Below are 15743 nucleotides of genomic sequence, written 5' to 3'. Positions count from 1 at the left end.
TTACTGCTCGGCTGTGGCGGCGGCAGGCCGCGCATCGGCCTGCCGCGTCGGATTCACGGTGAGGCCGGTTGCAGGATCGATCGCGACCTCGACGGTCTTGACGGGCGCACCGGGGCGGGCCTTTTGCGTTCCCTCGACAACCAGGCGATCACCCGCCTTGGCGCCGGAGCGCACCAGCCAGTTGCTGCCGACGTCCTCCCCGAGCTCCAGCGTCCGCTGCTCGACCTTGCCGTCCTTGTCGACGAACATCGCCACCGCCTGCCCCAGCGGATTGCGCGAGACCGCCCGCTGCGGCACCAGGATCGCGGCCGTGTCCACGCCGGCGACAACGCGGGCGCGCACATACATGCCGGGCAGCAGCGCCCGCTCGGGATTGGCGAAGACCGCGCGCGATGAGACCGAGCCGGTGCTCTCGTTGACGCTGGCATCGGTGAAGCCGTACTTGCCCTTGTGGCCGTAAGCCCTGCCGCTCTCCATCAAGAGCTCGACCTGCACGCCCTCGGCGGGACGCTTGAGCTGGCCACTGGCGATCTGGTTGCGCAGGCGTTCCATCTCGGAGGTGGACTGGTCGAGATCGACATAAACAGGGTCGAGCTGCTGGATCGTCGTCATCGCGGTTGCCTGGCTGGCGGTGACCAGCGCGCCGGGCGTGATGCTCGACTTGCCGATCCGGCCCGAGATCGAGGCGGTGACCTTGGTGCGGTCGAGCGAGATCGCGGCGGTGTCGCGGTTGGCCTCCGCCGCCTTCACGTCGGCCTCGCCCTGCTTGTAGGCGGCGACCGCATCGTCGACATCCTGCTGGCTCGCCGCATTGGTTTGCAGAAGCTGGGTCTTGCGCGCGGCCTTGAGCTTGACGCTGACGAGCGTTGCCTCCGACCTCTGCACGGCGGCCTCGGCGCTCGCCAGACCCGCTCTGTACTGCACCGGATCGATCTCATAGAGCAGGTCGCCTTCCCTGACCTCGGCTCCTTCCACGAAGTCGCGCTTGAGCAGAATGCCCGTGACCTGCGGCCGGACCTCGGAAACCTGATAGGCAACGACGCGGCCCGGCAGGACCGTCGAGATCTTCGCTTCCTGCGGTTTCAGGGTCATGATGCCGACCTCCGGCACCATCTGCTGCAATGCCGCTTGCGGGTTCTGCTCCCCGCAAGCGGCAAGCAGCAGGGCAATCAAGGGAACAGCGCGGACGATCGGGCGACGCATGATGACGATCCATGGGTAAGTTGCGGCCCCTGAAGGGCACCGCGCACGGAAACATTTGGAAACTATTCAGTTTCCATTGGGAAACTTGGTAGTTTCCTTCCCTGAAGTCAAGTGCTAGGCTGCCTACGCAACGGCATTCAAGCAGTCGTGAAGCAGCTCAAATTCAAGCAGGTGCGTCCATGGCAAGAGAATCCAGCAGTCGGAGGCGCGTTACTCCGCCGTCGGAGCAGACCAAGCCGGCCGTCGACCCCGCCCCCGACGCGCGCATGTTGCAATTGCTGGCGGCGGCAAAGGACACCTTCACCAGCAAGGGTTTTGCCGCGACGACGATGGACGACATCGCCGGGGCCGCCGGGATGTCGAAGAAAACGCTCTACAGATTGTTCGAGAGCAAGACCGAGCTGTTCCGCGCCATGCTGCTGCGCAGCCTGCCCCAAGCTGAGTACGCAGACGCCCCTTCGGAAGGATCACCAGTGATCCGGCTTCGAAACACGCTCCGGGAGGCGGCAGACGTGGCGTTGTCGCCGGACGAGATCGCGCTGCAGCGCCTGATCATCGGGGAACGCCAGGCCTCGCCTGCACTTGGGCGCATGTTCGCCGAGGTCATCATCGAATCCGGCACGGAGCACATCGTCGAGCTGCTCAAGGCCGTTCGCCTGGAGCCTCGTTTCGAGGGCGTGCCGCTCCGCCTCGTCGCCGAGATGCTGTTCGGCATGGTCTTCAGCCACGATCATTTCAGGCTGCTGACGGACACCGCATTCAAGCTCAATCGCCGCGCGCTGGACCGGCGGATCGATCTTGCCATTGCGACGTTCTGTGCGGCCGACGAACGGGCCGGTGAGCCGCCCCGCTCAGCTTGACCAGGGTCAGCAGCCGAGCTTGTCGGCGATCCCGCCAAAGTCCTTGGCGACGATGTCCCAATTGCCGGTGGCTTCGAAATCGACCTTCTGGAGCGGACCGTACTCCGTCGGCCGTGCGACGAACGCGGTCTTCAACCCGTTCTTCTGCGCCGCCGCGAGATCGCCGTTGTGGGCGGCGACCATCATCACCTCTTCCGGCTTGAGGCCGAGCAGCTTTGCTGCGCCCAGATAGGTTTCCGGATCCGGCTTGTAGTGTTCGAACAGCTCGGCCGACATGACGAGATCCCACGGCAGGCCGGCAAACTTCGCCATGTTGGTGAGCAGCGCGACATTGCCGTTCGACAGCGGCGAGATCACGAATTTGGACTTCAGCCGGGCGAGGCCCGCGACGCTGTCCGGCCAGGGATGGAGGCGATGCCAGCCCTTGGTGAGATAATCGAGATCGGCGTCAGTGAGGCCTTTGATCGCGAACTGCGCGACCAGCTTCTCAAGCGAGCGGCGGTGCAGATCATCCAGCATGACATAGCCGCGCTCGGGATGTTTGCGCACGTCATCCATCGAGGCCATGTACATGCCGCGCCAGCCGTCGACGAGCGCCGTCCAGTCGGCACTAATGCCGCGCTGCTTGCTCCACCACATGAAGTCGGTGATGAGGCTGGTGCGCCAGTCCACAACCGTGCCGAAGACGTCGAAGACAAGGGCTTTGACGGCGGAGAGTTCGGACATGGCGCTTCCCTGAATGTTGCTTGTTCTTGGTCGTCCCGGGATGCGCCGCGAAGCGCAGGCCCGGAACGAGGGTCGCGTATCTTAACTTAGTCCAGATGGAACTTCGCAAGCTCGCGATGCTCGGCCTTGATGTAGCGCACCGTGCCGGTGACGGAGCGCATCACCACCGTCTCGGTCTCGATCACGCCGTCCTTGCGGAATTTGACGCCCGAGAGCAGCGAGCCCGTGGTGACGCCGGTGGCGGCGAACAGGCAGTCGCCGCGCGCCATGTCCTCGATGCCGTAGATCATCTTGGGATCGTTGACGCCCATCTTGGCGGCGCGTTCGCGCTTCTCGTCGGAATCGAGGATGAGGCGGCACTGCATCTGGCCGCCGATGCAGCGCAGCGCAACGGCCGCGAGCACGCCTTCCGGCGCGCCGCCGGTGCCGAGATACATGTCGACGCCGGTGTTATCGGGGTCGGCGCAATGGATCACGCCGGCGACGTCGCCATCGGTGATCAGGCGCACGGCGGCGCCGGTCGAGCGCACGCTCTCGATGATGCTGGCATGGCGCGGGCGATCGAGCACCAGAACCGTGATCCCGTCGGGCTGGACACCCTTGGCCTTGGCGAGACGGCGGACGTTGTCGGCCGGCGTTGCATCGAGATCGACGACGCCCTTGTTGTAGCCCGGGCCGATCGCGAGCTTCTGCATGTAGACGTCGGGGGCGTGCAGCAGCGTGCCGCCGTCGGCCATCGCCATCGTGGCGATCGAGCCCGGCATGTTCTTGGCGCACAGCGTGGTGCCTTCGAGCGGATCGACCGCGATGTCGACCTGCGGGCCGGCGTTCAGGCCGACCTTCTCGCCGATGAAGAGCATCGGCGCCTCGTCGCGCTCGCCCTCGCCGATCACGATGGTGCCCTCGATCGGCAGCTTGTTGAGCTCACGCCGCATCGCGTCCACCGCGGCCTGGTCGGCCGCCTTCTCGTTACCGTGCCCGCGCAGCCGCGCCGACGACACCGCCGCCCGCTCCGTCACGCGCACGATCTCCAGCGTGAGGATGCGCTCAAGCAACGCTTGCGGGGGGACTGAAATATGGGTCGACATCGGCTCACTCCTTCGAAACGGTTTTGGACAGAAGTCTCTGCCCGCATCAACTCTCAACGCCCACGGTTCGTTCGTTCAAACCGCCTCATTGTTTCAGCATGACCTTTCCGGAAAACCGCTCAACACTTGCGCTGGTGCGGCCTCTGGGTCCGGGGGCATGCTCTAGTTCTTCTCGATCCGGATCACCTGCGGCCGTCCGCTGATCACCTTGTCCTTCTGCACGGCGGCGAGTGCGCGGCGCACGGCGTCCTCATGCGTGGCATAGGTGATCAGGATGACGGGCACGGGCACCGCCTTGCCGTCGGCTGACGCAGCGCCGCCATTGGGATGACGCTGCACGATCGACTCGATCGAAATCTTCTGCTCTGCCAGCCGCGTCGCGATCGCAGCCGCGGTGCCGGGAAAATCGCGCGCCAGAAGGCGGATGTAATAGCCGCCCTCGTGCCGCTCCATCGGCGCCTTCTTGGTGTCGCGCAAATGAGAAATGGGCCGGCCGAACGGATTGGCGCGGATGCCGCGCGCGACATCGGCGATATCGGCGACGACGGCGGACGCTGTCGCGGCGCCGCCGGCGCCGGGGCCGACCAGCGTGATCGGCGGAATGCCCTCGCCGTCGATCGTGACCGCATTGGTGACGCCCATCACCTGCGCGATCGAGGAGGATTTCGGAACCATGGTCGGATGCACGCGCTGCTCGATGCCCTTGGCGGTGCGCACCGCAACCCCGAGCAACTTGACGCGGTAGCCGAGATCGGATGCCGCACGCAGATCTTCCGGTGCGATAGATGAGATGCCTTCGACATACACCGCGCTTTGAGCAACTTTCGTGCCGAAAGCGAGGCTGGCGAGGATCGCGAGTTTTTGCGCGGTATCGTGACCATCCACATCGAACGACGGGTTGGCCTCGGCATAACCGAGCCGCTGCGCGTCCTTGAGGCATTCGGCGAAGGACAGGCCTTCCTGCTCCATCCGGGTCAGGATGTAATTGCAGGTGCCGTTGAGGATGCCGTAGACGCGGTTGATGCCAGTTCCGGCAAGACCCTCGCGCAACGTCTTGATGACGGGGATCGCGGCGCCGACGGCTGCCTCGAAATTCAGCGCACCGCCGTGCTTTTCAGCGGCTTTTGCCAGTTTCAAACCGTGCTTCGCAAGCAGCGCCTTGTTGGCGGTGACCACTGACTTGCCGGCGCTCAGCGCGGCTTCCACCGCCGACAGCGCGGGATCGCCGGCGCCGCCCATCAGCTCGACGAAGCAATCAATGCCGGGATGGGTGGCGAGCGCCATCGGATCCTTGACCCATTCGACGCCGCGCAGATCGATGCCGCGCTTCTTCGCCTTCGAGCGCGCGGTGACGGCAACGACGCGGATGCCGCGGCCGCTGCGGCCTGCGAGCACGCGGGCCTGCGTTTCGATCAAACGGACAACTTCGGCGCCCACGGTGCCGAGCCCCGCTATGCCCACTTTCAGGGGTGCAACCATGATGACTTAGAAAACCTGCCGAAGAGAACTTAACGCCGATTGGCGAGCGGAACGACGTTGTGCAACGTTTCGATGCCGCTTTCAAGGAAGCGTCGCACGCCGCGCGCGGCCTGCCTGATCCGTTGCTCGTTTTCCACCATGGCGATGCGGACATATCCTTCACCATGCTCGCCGAAGCCGACGCCGGGCGAGACCGCAACGCCGGATTTCTCCACCATCAGGGTCGCGAATTGCATGCTGCCGACGCTGCGGAAGGCTTCCGGCAGCGGCACCCAGGCAAACATCGAGGCCTCCGGCGGCGGAATCTCCCAGCCGGCGCGACCGAACGATTCCACCAGCGCATCGCGGCGCTTGCGGTAGGTGTCGCGCATCTCCTTGATGCAATCGTCCGGACCGTTCAGCGCGGCGGTCGCCGCGACCTGCACCGGCGTGAACGCGCCGTAATCAAGGTAGGATTTGACGCGGGCGAGCGCCGCGATCACGCGCTCATTGCCGACCGCAAAGCCCATGCGCCAGCCGGCCATCGAATAGGTCTTCGACATCGAGGTGAACTCGACGGTGACGTCCATCGCGCCCGGCACCTGGAGCACCGAGGGCGGCGGATTGTTCTCGTCGAAATAGACCTCGGCATAGGCGAGATCGGACAGGATCAGGATCTCGTGCTTCTTGGCGAACGCGACGAGGTCCTTGTAGAAATCCAGGCTCGCCACATAGGCGGTCGGGTTCGAGGGATAGCAGACGACGAGCGCGAGCGGCTTCGGGATCGAATGCACGATCGCCCGCTCCACCGCCTCGAAGAACTGCGGCGTCGGCTCCGACGGCACCGAGCGGATCACGCCGCCCGCCATCAAAAAGCCGAAGGCGTGAATCGGGTAGCTCGGGTTCGGACAGAGGATGACGTCGCCGGGCGCGGTGATCGCCTGCGCCACGTTGGCAAAGCCCTCCTTCGAGCCGAGCGTCGCCACGATCTGGGTGTCGGGGTTGAGCTTCACGCCGAAGCGGCGGGCGTAGTAGCCGGCCTGGGCCCGGCGCAGTCCGGGGATGCCGCGGGACGCCGAGTAGCGATCGGTGCGCGGCTTGCCCAGCGTCTCTTTCAGCTTCTCAAGCACATGCGCCGGGGCCGGCAGATCCGGGTTGCCCATGCCGAGGTCGATGATATCGGCGCCGGCATTCCGCGCGGCCGCCTTGGCCCGATTGACCTGCTCGAACACGTAAGGCGGAAGGCGGCGGATGCGGTAAAATTCTTCCATGGCTCTCTGGGCTCCGGGGCAACCGGTCAGGACAGAATCGACAGGCCAGGACGGCGCTTCGGAAAGGCGTCCGGTCCCGTCGTGAAAATTACTCAAAATCAAATGCTTAGAGCAATCATCGACGACGAGGACTGAAGTCGTTCGCCCTGACTCTCGGCTGAACCGTGGTCTTTTAGCACGGCAAGGCGGAGGCGCCAGCGATTACCTTGGAGCGGCTCATTTCGCATCCTTGCCGGCGACGGCCTGGCGATCGCGCGCGGCGGCGAGCTCAGCCTCGATCTTGGCGCGCTGCTCCGGCGGGATGACCGCTTGATCGCGATCCGGCGGCAGGTCGTGCACCGGCAGGTAGGTGCCGGGCTCCCTGGGATGCGCCTGCGCGTCCGCGGGGGTCATATCGGCGAGCTGGCTCGAGCAGCCGCCAACGGCGAGCGCCGCGATCAGCAGCGCGCCGCGGATCGGCAGCGTCTTTTGCAGGTCCCACAACGCCAACACTTGGGAAATCCCCTACTCGTCCCAAAGCACGGCCCCGGGCAATCTTACCCAAGACCGCGCCCAAGCTCAAACCATTGCTGCCCAAATGGTGCGAGCGAGAAAACAGCCATTGCCCACCAAGCCGAGCGGTGCGGCCCGAATGTGACGGAACCAAGAAGATTTGTCGCAGTGCAACACATCTTCGAGAGTGTTTAACGTCAAACATGCGAGCTTCGCGGTGACGAATACGGAATGAATCGTTACTGTTCTGCTCATGAGTATGGCCACGACCGATACGCCCAAACCCGAGACGAAGTTCGATGCGGAAGCCTTCGCGATGAATGTCGCGCGGGCGATGGAGAGCGGCGGCAAGGCGCTGGCCGCTTACCTCAAGCCGCGCGAGAGCGGCGAGGTGCAGGATCGCCCGCCGGCCGAGCTCACCGAGGTCGTCAAGACCTTCACCTCGGTCGCCGAATACTGGCTGTCGGATACGTCCCGCTCTTCCGATCTGCAGACCAAGCTCGCCAAGGACTATCTCGACCTCTGGGGCTCGGCGGTGCGCCGCATGGCCGGCCAGGACGCAGCGCCCGCGATCGCGCCCTCGCCGCGCGACAAGCGCTTTGCCGACCCGGAATGGAAGTCGAACCAGTTCTTCGATTTCGTCATGCAGCTCTATCTGCTCACGACCAGATGGGCGCAGGAGCTGGTGCGCGACGCCGAAGGGCTCGATCCGCAGACCCGCCGCAAGGCGGAGTTCTACGTCCAGCAGGTCATCAACGCGATCTCGCCGTCCAACTTCGTGCTGACCAATCCGGAGGTGCTGCGCGAAACGGTGGCCAGCAGCGGCGAGAACCTCGCCCGCGGCCTGAAGATGCTGGCCGAGGATATCGCAGCCGGAAAGGGCATGCTGAAGATCCGCCAGTCCAACCCGGACAACCTCGTCGTCGGCGTCAACATGGCGACGACGCCGGGCAAGGTGATCTACCAGAACGAGATGATGCAGCTGATCCAGTATTCGCCGACCACGGAGACGGTGCTGCGCACTCCGCTCCTGATCGTGCCGCCCTGGATCAACAAGTTCTACATCCTCGATCTCAAGCCGGAGAAATCCTACATCAAGTGGTGCGTCGACCAGGGCATCACCGTGTTCGTGATATCATGGGTCAATCCCGACAAGCGGCTCGGCAACAAGAGCTGGGAAGACTACATGAAAGAAGGCCCGCTCACGGCGATGGACGTGATCGAGAGGGTCACCGGCGAGATGAAGGTGCACACCGCCGGCTATTGCGTCGGCGGCACCATGCTCGCGACCACGCTGGCCTGGCTCGCCGAGAAGCGCCGCCAGCGGGTGTCGTCGGCGACGTTCTTCGCCGCACAGGTCGACTTCACCCATGCCGGCGACCTCCTGGTGTTCGTCGACGAGGAGCAGATCGCGGCGCTCGAGCAGGACATGAAGGCGGCCGGCGTGCTCGAAGGCTCGAAGATGGCGATGGCCTTCAACATGCTGCGCTCCAACGATCTGATCTGGTCCTACGTCGTCAGCAACTATCTGAAGGGGCAGCAGCCGAGCGCGTTCGACCTCTTGCACTGGAATTCGGACGCGACGCGCATGACCGCGTCGAACCATTCCTATTATTTGCGCAATTGCTATCTGGAGAACCGGCTCTCCACCGGCACGATGGTGCTCGACAACACCCTGCTCGATCTCTCCAAGGTCAAGGTGCCCGTCTACAACCTCGCCACCCGCGAGGACCACATCGCGCCCGCTGAATCGGTGCTGTACGGCTCGCAGTTCTTCGGCGGTCCTGTGAAATACGTGCTGTCGGGCTCGGGCCACATCGCCGGCGTCGTCAATCCGCCCGCCTCGAACAAGTACCAGTACTGGACCAACGACAACATCAAGGACGTCAACGTCGCGCAATGGATGAAAGACGCGGTCGAGCACAAGGGCTCGTGGTGGCCGGACTGGCGTCAATGGCTGGGCGAGCTCGATCCGGAGCAAGTCCCGGCGCGCAGCGTCGGCAGCGACGCGCTGCCGGCGATCGAGGACGCGCCCGGCAGCTATGTCAGGGTTCGCGCATAGCGGAATCTTCCGCGCTTTTGTATAGACTCGCGCTCAACGCAGCGACGACAGAGGGGACCCGACCATGACGCGCGAATTGTTCTGGCTGACACTGACGGTGATCCTGACCGGGATCCTCTGGATTCCCTACACCATCAACCGCTGCCAGGTCCGCGGCCTCAGCGGCGCCATGGCCAACCCCTCGCGCGGCGACAAGCCGCAGGCGGAATGGGCGAACCGCCTGATGTTCGCGCACGACAACGCGGTCGAGAACCTCGTGCTCTTTGCGCCGCTGGTGCTGATCCTCAACGCGATCGACTATTCCTCGAAATGGACCGTGCTGGCTTGCGCCGTCTATTTCTGGTCGCGCGTCGCGCATCTGATCGTCTACGCGCTCGGCATCCCGGTGTTCCGCACGCTGGCCTTCACCGTCGGCTTCCTCGCCCAGGCCGTGCTGGCGCTGGCGATCTTCAAGATGGTGTGAGCCTCCGTGTCCCGGACAAGGCGCGGCACCTCAGTGACGCGCCGCAGAGCCGGGACCCAGAAAGCCACAACCCAGATCTAACAAGCATGGGCCCCGGCTCTGCAGCGCACCGCTGAAGGAGCGCTGCGCTGCGTCCGGGGCACGAGACCGCCCTACTCCTCCGGCAATCCCAGCATCAGCCGCATGTTCTGCACGGCGGCGCCCGAGGCGCCCTTGCCGAGATTGTCGAGCCGGGCGACCAGCACCGCCTGGTGATATTTGTCGCTGGCGAAGACGTAGAGCTCGAGCATGTTGGTCTCGTTGAGCGCCTCCGGCTCGATCCGGCCGCCTTTTGACGCTTCGTTCTGCAGCGGCATCACCGAGACGTATTTCGAGCCGGCATAGCGCTTGGCGAGCGCGGCCTGGAGATCGGCCCCGCCGGGCTTGCCGGGCAGCGTGTCGAGCTGCAGCGGCACCGAGACCAGCATGCCCTGCCGATAATTGCCCACCGACGGAATGAAGATCGGCCGCCGCGTCAGGTTCGAATAGAGCTGCATTTCCGGCAGATGCTTGTGCTCGAAGCCGAGGCCGTAGAGCTCGAAGGACGGCGCGCTGCCGTCCTCGAAGCTCGCGATCATCGACTTGCCGCCGCCGGAATAGCCGCTCACCGCGTTGACGGCGACGGGATAATCGGGCGGCAACAGACCGGCATCGACGATCGGCCGCAGCAGCGCAATCGCGCCGGTCGGATAGCAGCCGGGATTGGAGACCTTCTTCGCCGCCTTGATCTTGCCGGCCTGATCCGGCGTCAGTTCGGGAAAGCCGTAGGCCCAGTCGGGCGCGACCCGGTAGGCGGTCGAGGCGTCCAGCACCTTCGGGCCCGAAGCGCCCATGCTGTCGACCAGCGCAACCGTTTCCTTGGCGGCCTCGTCGGGCAGGCAGAGGATGACGAGATCCACCTCCTCCATCAGCGCCTTCTTGGCCGCGGGGTCCTTGCGCTTGTCGTCGGGAAGCGTCTTCACGACGACGTCGTTCTGGAGCTTCAGCCGCTCGTTGATGCCGAGCCCGGTGGTGCCGGAGCCACCGTCGACGAAGACGGTGGCGGGCTTCTTCGCCGCGCTGGTGGTCGGGGCTTTGGTTGTGTCAGCGAGGCTCATGGTGCGCTCCCTTCGAGCATGTTCGTGTCGTCTGCAAAAACCTGCGGCCTGGCCTGCCGCATCAAATGTGAGATCTGCTTGGCGTCGGCATCGCCGGCGCCGAGCGCATTGGCGATCGCCGTGTAATCGGCGTCGGACTTGTGCTGGTTGAGCTTGAAGCTGCCTTCGACCTCCTCAACCGTCATCACCAGGCCCACGATCGCCTTCTTCATCGCCTCGAGCCGTCCGGCCGTCATCTTGTCCGATGTCCACGGCTTCTTCGGCAGCAGCCAGTTCTCGAACTTGTCGCTGAGCGTGTCGATCTGCACCGCCAGCTCGTCGTCAGACAACATCCGCACCGGTCCGCTCAGATGCACCGACTGGTAGAGCCAGGTCGGCACCTGGTCCGGCGAGACGTACCAATCCGGCGATACATAGGCATCGGGGCCATTGACCGCGAGCAGCCAGGACGCTGCACCATCCGCTAGCTTTAGCAGTGGATTGTGACGGGCAACATGAAAGGCGGCCTGCGGCGTGCCATCGGCCGCATAAGTCAAATAGAACGGCAGCGGGGAAGCGACCGGCTTGTGACCGTCAAAGGCGCAGATGGTGCCGAAGCCGCGCTCTTCGGCGAACTTCAGGCTTGCGGCGCGGTCCTGCTTGAAAAAGGGTGGCGTGTACATCGTGGTCTCCTGCTGGGCCTCCTTGGGGGCCGCCGGATCAGATCGCGCTGACAGGAGAGAGAATGCCGCGGATCGGATCCAGCGGCAAAGACGATGATCTCAAACGCGATCGACCGCCCAAACCGCTAAAGAGCGGCGGCGGCGACGGGCGAACAGGATGGTCGCGGCGTTGATCATGGCGCGCGGCTATAAGGCCAGATCGGGTTTCCGTCAAGGTTTCGGCGTCAGATCACCCGCCATATCCATTCCATGATCTTGGCGAGCACGTCGCCGAACAGCAGCAGCACGGCCGACCAGATCAGGGCCGAGACGAAATTGGCGGCCTGGAAGCTCCAATAAGGCATCTCGAAGATGCCGGCTGCGAGCGGCACCGAGGCGCGCAGGGGACCGAAGAAGCGGCCGATGAAGATGCTGGGGACGCCCCAGCTGCGCACGAAAGCCTCGCCTCTGGGCAGGAGTTCCGGATAGCGCGAGAGCGGCCACATCTGGGCGACCTTCTCCTTGTAGCGATAGCCGAACCAGTACGAGACCCAGTCGCCCAGCGCCGCCCCCAATCCGCCGGCGATCCAGACCGGGTAGAAGCTGATGCCGCTCGCCCCGATCAGCGCACCGATCGCGACCAGCGCGCCCCAGGCCGGGATCAGCAGCGAGATGAAGGCCAGCGATTCCCCGAAAGCGAGCAGGAACACGATCGGAGCCGCCCAAGCCTGGTGAACGCGCACGAAATCGGCCAGGGCGTGCGCAAACTGCTCCATCTAAAAAAGCCTTCCCGCCCCGTCTCAAGGTGCTGCTCGATGAAAAAGACTGGTAAGCCAAGGGCTTGTGTGACATCAAGTCACAAAACTCGGCTCAGCGCGGACGGGCCGGTCAAATTGCCGGGAATTGCAGGGCCTGCGGCGTAAAATCGCCGGGATTGGCTCCCAACCACACCGCCCGGCCCGCCCCGCGGTAACCTTTCCAAGTCAGAAGTGGCATAGTCGGCCCAACCGATTCGCCGCTGATGCGGCCCTCAAAGCGTATCAAGATATATGTCCAAACAGTTGAAGCCAAAAGCAAAAGGCGATTTTTTCGGCGGCGATGAGCCAAAGCCCCGGAGCGCCCCCAAGGCGGCGCCGCGCGGAAGCGGAGGCGAAGCCGACTACACCGCAGCCGACATCGAGGTGCTCGAAGGCCTGGAACCGGTGCGGCGCCGGCCCGGCATGTATATCGGCGGCACCGACGAGAAGGCTCTGCATCATCTGTTCGCCGAAGTCATCGACAACTCGATGGACGAGGCGCTGGCGGGACATGCGACCTTCATCGGCGTCGAGCTGTCCGCGGACGGCTTCCTGACCGTCACCGACAACGGCCGCGGCATCCCGATCGATCCGCATCCAAAATTCCCGAAGAAATCGGCGCTCGAAGTCATCATGTGCACGCTGCATTCGGGCGGCAAATTCGACAGCAAGGTCTACGAGACCTCGGGCGGTCTGCACGGCGTCGGCATCTCCGTGGTCAACGCCCTCTCCTCGTTGCTCGAGGTCGAGGTCGCGCGCAGCCAGAAGCTCTATCGCATGACGTTCGAGCGCGGGCACCCCAAGGGCAAGCTCGAGGATCTCGGCAAGATCAACAACCGCCGCGGCACGCGCGTCCGCTTCAAGCCCGACACCGACATCTTCGGCGCCAAGGCTGCATTCAAGCCGCAGCGCCTGTTCAAGATGACGCGCTCGAAGGCGTATCTGTTCGGCGGCGTCGAGATCCGCTGGAATTGCGCGCCCGAGCTGCTCAAGGGCATCGAGGACGTACCGGCCGAAGCGACGTTCCACTTCCCCGGCGGCCTCAAGGATTATCTGGCGGCTGCAATTCACGCCGACACGCTGGTCCACCCGGATATCTTCTCCGGCAAATCGGGCCGCAACGGCGCGCATGGCGCTTGCGAATGGGCGGTGGCCTGGACCGCGGATGCCGACGGCTTCCTCTCCTCCTACACCAACACCGTCCCGACGCCCGATGGCGGCACGCACGAATCCGGCCTGCGCAGCGCGCTGCTCCGCGGCCTGAAGGATCACGCCGAGCGCGTCGGCCAGGGCAAGCGCGCCTCGTCCATTACGTCGGAAGACGTGATGGTCGGTGCCGCCGTGATGCTCTCGGTGTTCGTGCGCGAGCCCGAATTCCAGGGCCAGACCAAGGATCGTCTCGCCACCGCGGAAGCGCAGCGCATCGTCGAACAGGCGATGAAGGATCCGTTCGATCACTGGCTGTCGGGCAATCCGAACATGGCCAACCGGCTGCTCGATTTCGTGATCGACCGCGCCGAGGAACGGCTGCGGCGGCGGCAGGAGAAAGAGACCGCGCGGAAAACCGCCGGCAAGAAGCTGCGGCTGCCCGGCAAGCTCGCCGACTGCACCGACGCCGGCACCGAAGGCTCCGAGCTCTTCATCGTCGAAGGCGACTCGGCCGGCGGCAGCGCCAAGCAGGCGCGTGACCGCAAGACCCAGGCCGTGCTGCCGCTGCGCGGCAAGATCCTCAACGTCGCCTCCGCCGGCAAGGACAAGCTGACGGCCAATGCCCAGCTCTCCGACCTCGTGCAGGCGATCGGCTGCGGCCAGCTCCTGCAGTATCGCGAAGAGGATCTGCGCTACCAGCGCATCATCATCATGACCGACGCCGACGTCGACGGCGCCCACATCGCTTCGCTCTTGATCACCTTCTTCTACCGGCAGATGCGACCGCTGATCGACGAGGGCCACCTCTTCCTCGCGGTGCCGCCGCTCTACAAACTCACGCACGGCTCGAAATCGGTTTACGCCCGCGACGACAAGCACAAGGAAGCGCTGCTCAAGAGCGAGTTCAACGCCAACGCCAAGGTCGAGGTGAACCGCTTCAAAGGCCTCGGCGAGATGATGCCGGCGCAGCTCAAGGAAACCACCATGGATCCGAGCAAGCGGACGCTGCTCAAGGTGGTGCTGCTCGCCGACGATCGCGACACCACGGCGGATTCGGTGGAACGACTGATGGGCACCAAGGCCGAGGCGCGCTTCGCGTTCATCTCGGACAAGGCCGAATTTGCCAGCGAGGAGCTGCTGGACGTTTGAGCCCTCGGCGCTGTAGCGCTCGGTCAAGAGCCCCGGCGAAAAGCCGGGGCTCTTTTGCTTTCCGGGGGCGCGATCACGTCGCTGCGGTCAGCATGCCTTTGAGCGATTCCCGGTCCCGTCGTTGCGACTCGGCCAACGACTCACGGCGCTCAAGCCGAGGCACGACTGCCTCCATTTCGGACAAAGCCGATTTTGCTAACGAAACCTTACCCGAATTTGATTTTCCAGAATCTTCACAAGCCTTTGATTTCATGCAATTATTTCAGATTGCGATAGCCGCCGCCGAAATGCCCGCGTATCGGCGTTTTCCGGCAACTGTGCCTGCCCGGCAACAGCATTCCGGCAGGAAACGTCTATAGTCCGGACATCAGATGACACGAACTTCAGTGCGCTCGCGCCTGCTACACAGACCAAGGTTGGGGATTTTGACATGAAGAAGATTTTGCTCGCTCTGACCGCGGTTGCCGCGATGACCGGTTCGGCCTCGGCGGCCGATCTCGGTGCCCGTCCCTACGTGAAGGCCCCGATGCCGGCGCCCGTCGCCAACTGGACCGGCTTCTACGTCTTCGGCGGCGGCGGCGGCGGCCTCTCCAATGCCGACCAGCACGTCCAGACCACCGTTGGTGCGGTTCCGCTGACGATCGACCAGCGCCAGGGCGGCTCCGGTTGGTTCGGCACCGTCGGCGCCGGTTACGACTGGCAGTTCAGCGGCACCTGGGTCGCCGGCGTGTTCGCTGACGGCCAGTTCGGCAGCATCCGCGCCACCATCCAGGATCCGATCGTCGGCATCACCGGCAACCAGAAGCTGGAAACCTCCTGGGCCGCGGGCGTGCGCCTCGGCTGGCTGGTCGCCCCGAACGTTCTCTCCTACGTCAACGGTGGTTACTCCGGCGCCCACTTCGGCCAGACCAACTTCACCACGCTGGGCGGCACTCCTGCTGGCATCCACCTCAACAGCTACAACCGCAACGGCTGGTTCGTCGGCGGCGGCGTCGAGAACAGCCTGAACATCTTCGGCGTCTCTTCGCCCGGCTGGTTCATGAAGACCGAGTATCGTTCGGCCTTCTACAACGCCAAGACCTCGAACGAGCTGTTCGACGGTACCAACGCGCTGGTCGGCCGCGACATCCGCGCCAACAGCTGGAACCAGACGATCTCGACCTCGCTGGTCTACCGCTTCAACTGGACCGGTCCGGTCGTCGCGAAGTACTGATCCGACCAAGTACTGATCCGAACGCAAGTTCAGAC

14 protein-coding genes are annotated in these 15743 nt (G+C 64.4%); 5 read left to right on the top strand and 9 right to left on the bottom strand.

Annotated features, from left to right (window positions below):
• Nucleotides 1–1203, bottom strand: a complete 1203-nt coding sequence (locus tag AABA84_RS14860) for an efflux RND transporter periplasmic adaptor subunit (RefSeq protein ID WP_338309331.1) — start codon at nt 1201–1203, stop codon at nt 1–3.
• A gap of 266 nt (nt 1204–1469) precedes the next feature.
• Here AABA84_RS14860 and AABA84_RS14855 point away from each other — a divergent pair, with 266 nt between their 5' ends.
• Entirely contained in the window at nt 1470–2063 is a 594-nt protein-coding gene (locus tag AABA84_RS14855) for a TetR/AcrR family transcriptional regulator (RefSeq protein ID WP_338312404.1), read from the top strand.
• A 6-nt stretch (nt 2064–2069) separates the two neighbouring features.
• Here the strand turns inward: AABA84_RS14855 and AABA84_RS14850 are convergent, their stop codons facing one another.
• The 5 genes from AABA84_RS14850 to AABA84_RS14830 form a co-directional block, all read right to left on the bottom strand.
• A complete protein-coding gene (locus AABA84_RS14850) occupies nt 2070–2789 on the bottom strand; it encodes a haloacid dehalogenase type II (RefSeq protein ID WP_338312403.1) in 720 nt (239 codons plus the stop codon).
• A gap of 86 nt (nt 2790–2875) precedes the next feature.
• Nucleotides 2876–3877, bottom strand: coding sequence for a class II fructose-bisphosphatase (glpX, locus tag AABA84_RS14845; protein WP_338312402.1), 1002 nt, complete (start codon nt 3875–3877; stop codon nt 2876–2878).
• 162 nt (nt 3878–4039) lie between these two features.
• Nucleotides 4040–5356 carry a homoserine dehydrogenase gene (locus AABA84_RS14840; RefSeq protein ID WP_338312401.1) on the bottom strand — a complete coding sequence of 439 codons (1317 nt, stop codon included), beginning with the start codon at nt 5354–5356 and terminating at the stop codon, nt 4040–4042.
• 29 nt (nt 5357–5385) lie between these two features.
• Nucleotides 5386–6606, bottom strand: a complete 1221-nt coding sequence (locus AABA84_RS14835; protein ID WP_212244324.1) for an LL-diaminopimelate aminotransferase — start codon at nt 6604–6606, stop codon at nt 5386–5388.
• A 216-nt stretch (nt 6607–6822) separates the two neighbouring features.
• Complete coding sequence (locus tag AABA84_RS14830; RefSeq protein ID WP_038946669.1) at nt 6823–7098, bottom strand: hypothetical protein; 276 nt, start codon at nt 7096–7098, stop codon at nt 6823–6825.
• A 253-nt stretch (nt 7099–7351) separates the two neighbouring features.
• Here AABA84_RS14830 and AABA84_RS14825 point away from each other — a divergent pair, with 253 nt between their 5' ends.
• Nucleotides 7352–9160: a PHA/PHB synthase family protein gene (locus tag AABA84_RS14825; RefSeq protein WP_212244328.1), complete on the top strand. Its 1809-nt coding sequence runs from the start codon at nt 7352–7354 to the stop codon at nt 9158–9160.
• A gap of 64 nt (nt 9161–9224) precedes the next feature.
• Nucleotides 9225–9623: an MAPEG family protein gene (locus tag AABA84_RS14820; RefSeq protein ID WP_212244330.1), complete on the top strand. Its 399-nt coding sequence runs from the start codon at nt 9225–9227 to the stop codon at nt 9621–9623.
• Nucleotides 9624–9775: 152 nt separating this feature from the next.
• Here AABA84_RS14820 and argC read toward each other — a convergent pair whose 3' ends face one another.
• The 3 genes from argC to AABA84_RS14805 form a co-directional block, all read right to left on the bottom strand.
• The gene (gene argC, locus AABA84_RS14815) at nt 9776–10759 is read right to left on the bottom strand and encodes an N-acetyl-gamma-glutamyl-phosphate reductase (RefSeq protein ID WP_338312400.1); all 984 of its coding nucleotides are present in this window, start codon (nt 10757–10759) and stop codon (nt 9776–9778) included.
• Nucleotides 10756–11421 carry an FMN-binding negative transcriptional regulator gene (locus AABA84_RS14810; protein ID WP_212244334.1) on the bottom strand — a complete coding sequence of 222 codons (666 nt, stop codon included), beginning with the start codon at nt 11419–11421 and terminating at the stop codon, nt 10756–10758. Before AABA84_RS14810 ends, argC begins: the two co-directional genes overlap by 4 nt.
• Before the next feature lie 224 nt (nt 11422–11645).
• Nucleotides 11646–12176 carry a DedA family protein gene (locus tag AABA84_RS14805; protein ID WP_212244336.1) on the bottom strand — a complete coding sequence of 177 codons (531 nt, stop codon included), beginning with the start codon at nt 12174–12176 and terminating at the stop codon, nt 11646–11648.
• Nucleotides 12177–12449: 273 nt separating this feature from the next.
• Here AABA84_RS14805 and parE point away from each other — a divergent pair, with 273 nt between their 5' ends.
• Both parE and AABA84_RS14795 read left to right on the top strand, forming a co-directional pair.
• Complete coding sequence (gene parE / locus AABA84_RS14800; RefSeq protein ID WP_338312399.1) at nt 12450–14495, top strand: DNA topoisomerase IV subunit B; 2046 nt, start codon at nt 12450–12452, stop codon at nt 14493–14495.
• Nucleotides 14496–14925: 430 nt separating this feature from the next.
• Nucleotides 14926–15708 (top strand): outer membrane protein, encoded by a 783-nt coding sequence (locus tag AABA84_RS14795; RefSeq protein WP_212244340.1) that lies wholly within the window; start codon nt 14926–14928, stop codon nt 15706–15708.
• The last annotated feature ends 35 nt before the right edge of the window (nt 15709–15743 follow it).

The organism is Bradyrhizobium sp. TM239 (assembly GCF_036247985.1).
GTDB lineage: Bacteria > Pseudomonadota > Alphaproteobacteria > Rhizobiales > Xanthobacteraceae > Bradyrhizobium > Bradyrhizobium ottawaense.
This window is presented reverse-complemented; position numbering and strand designations above follow the sequence as displayed.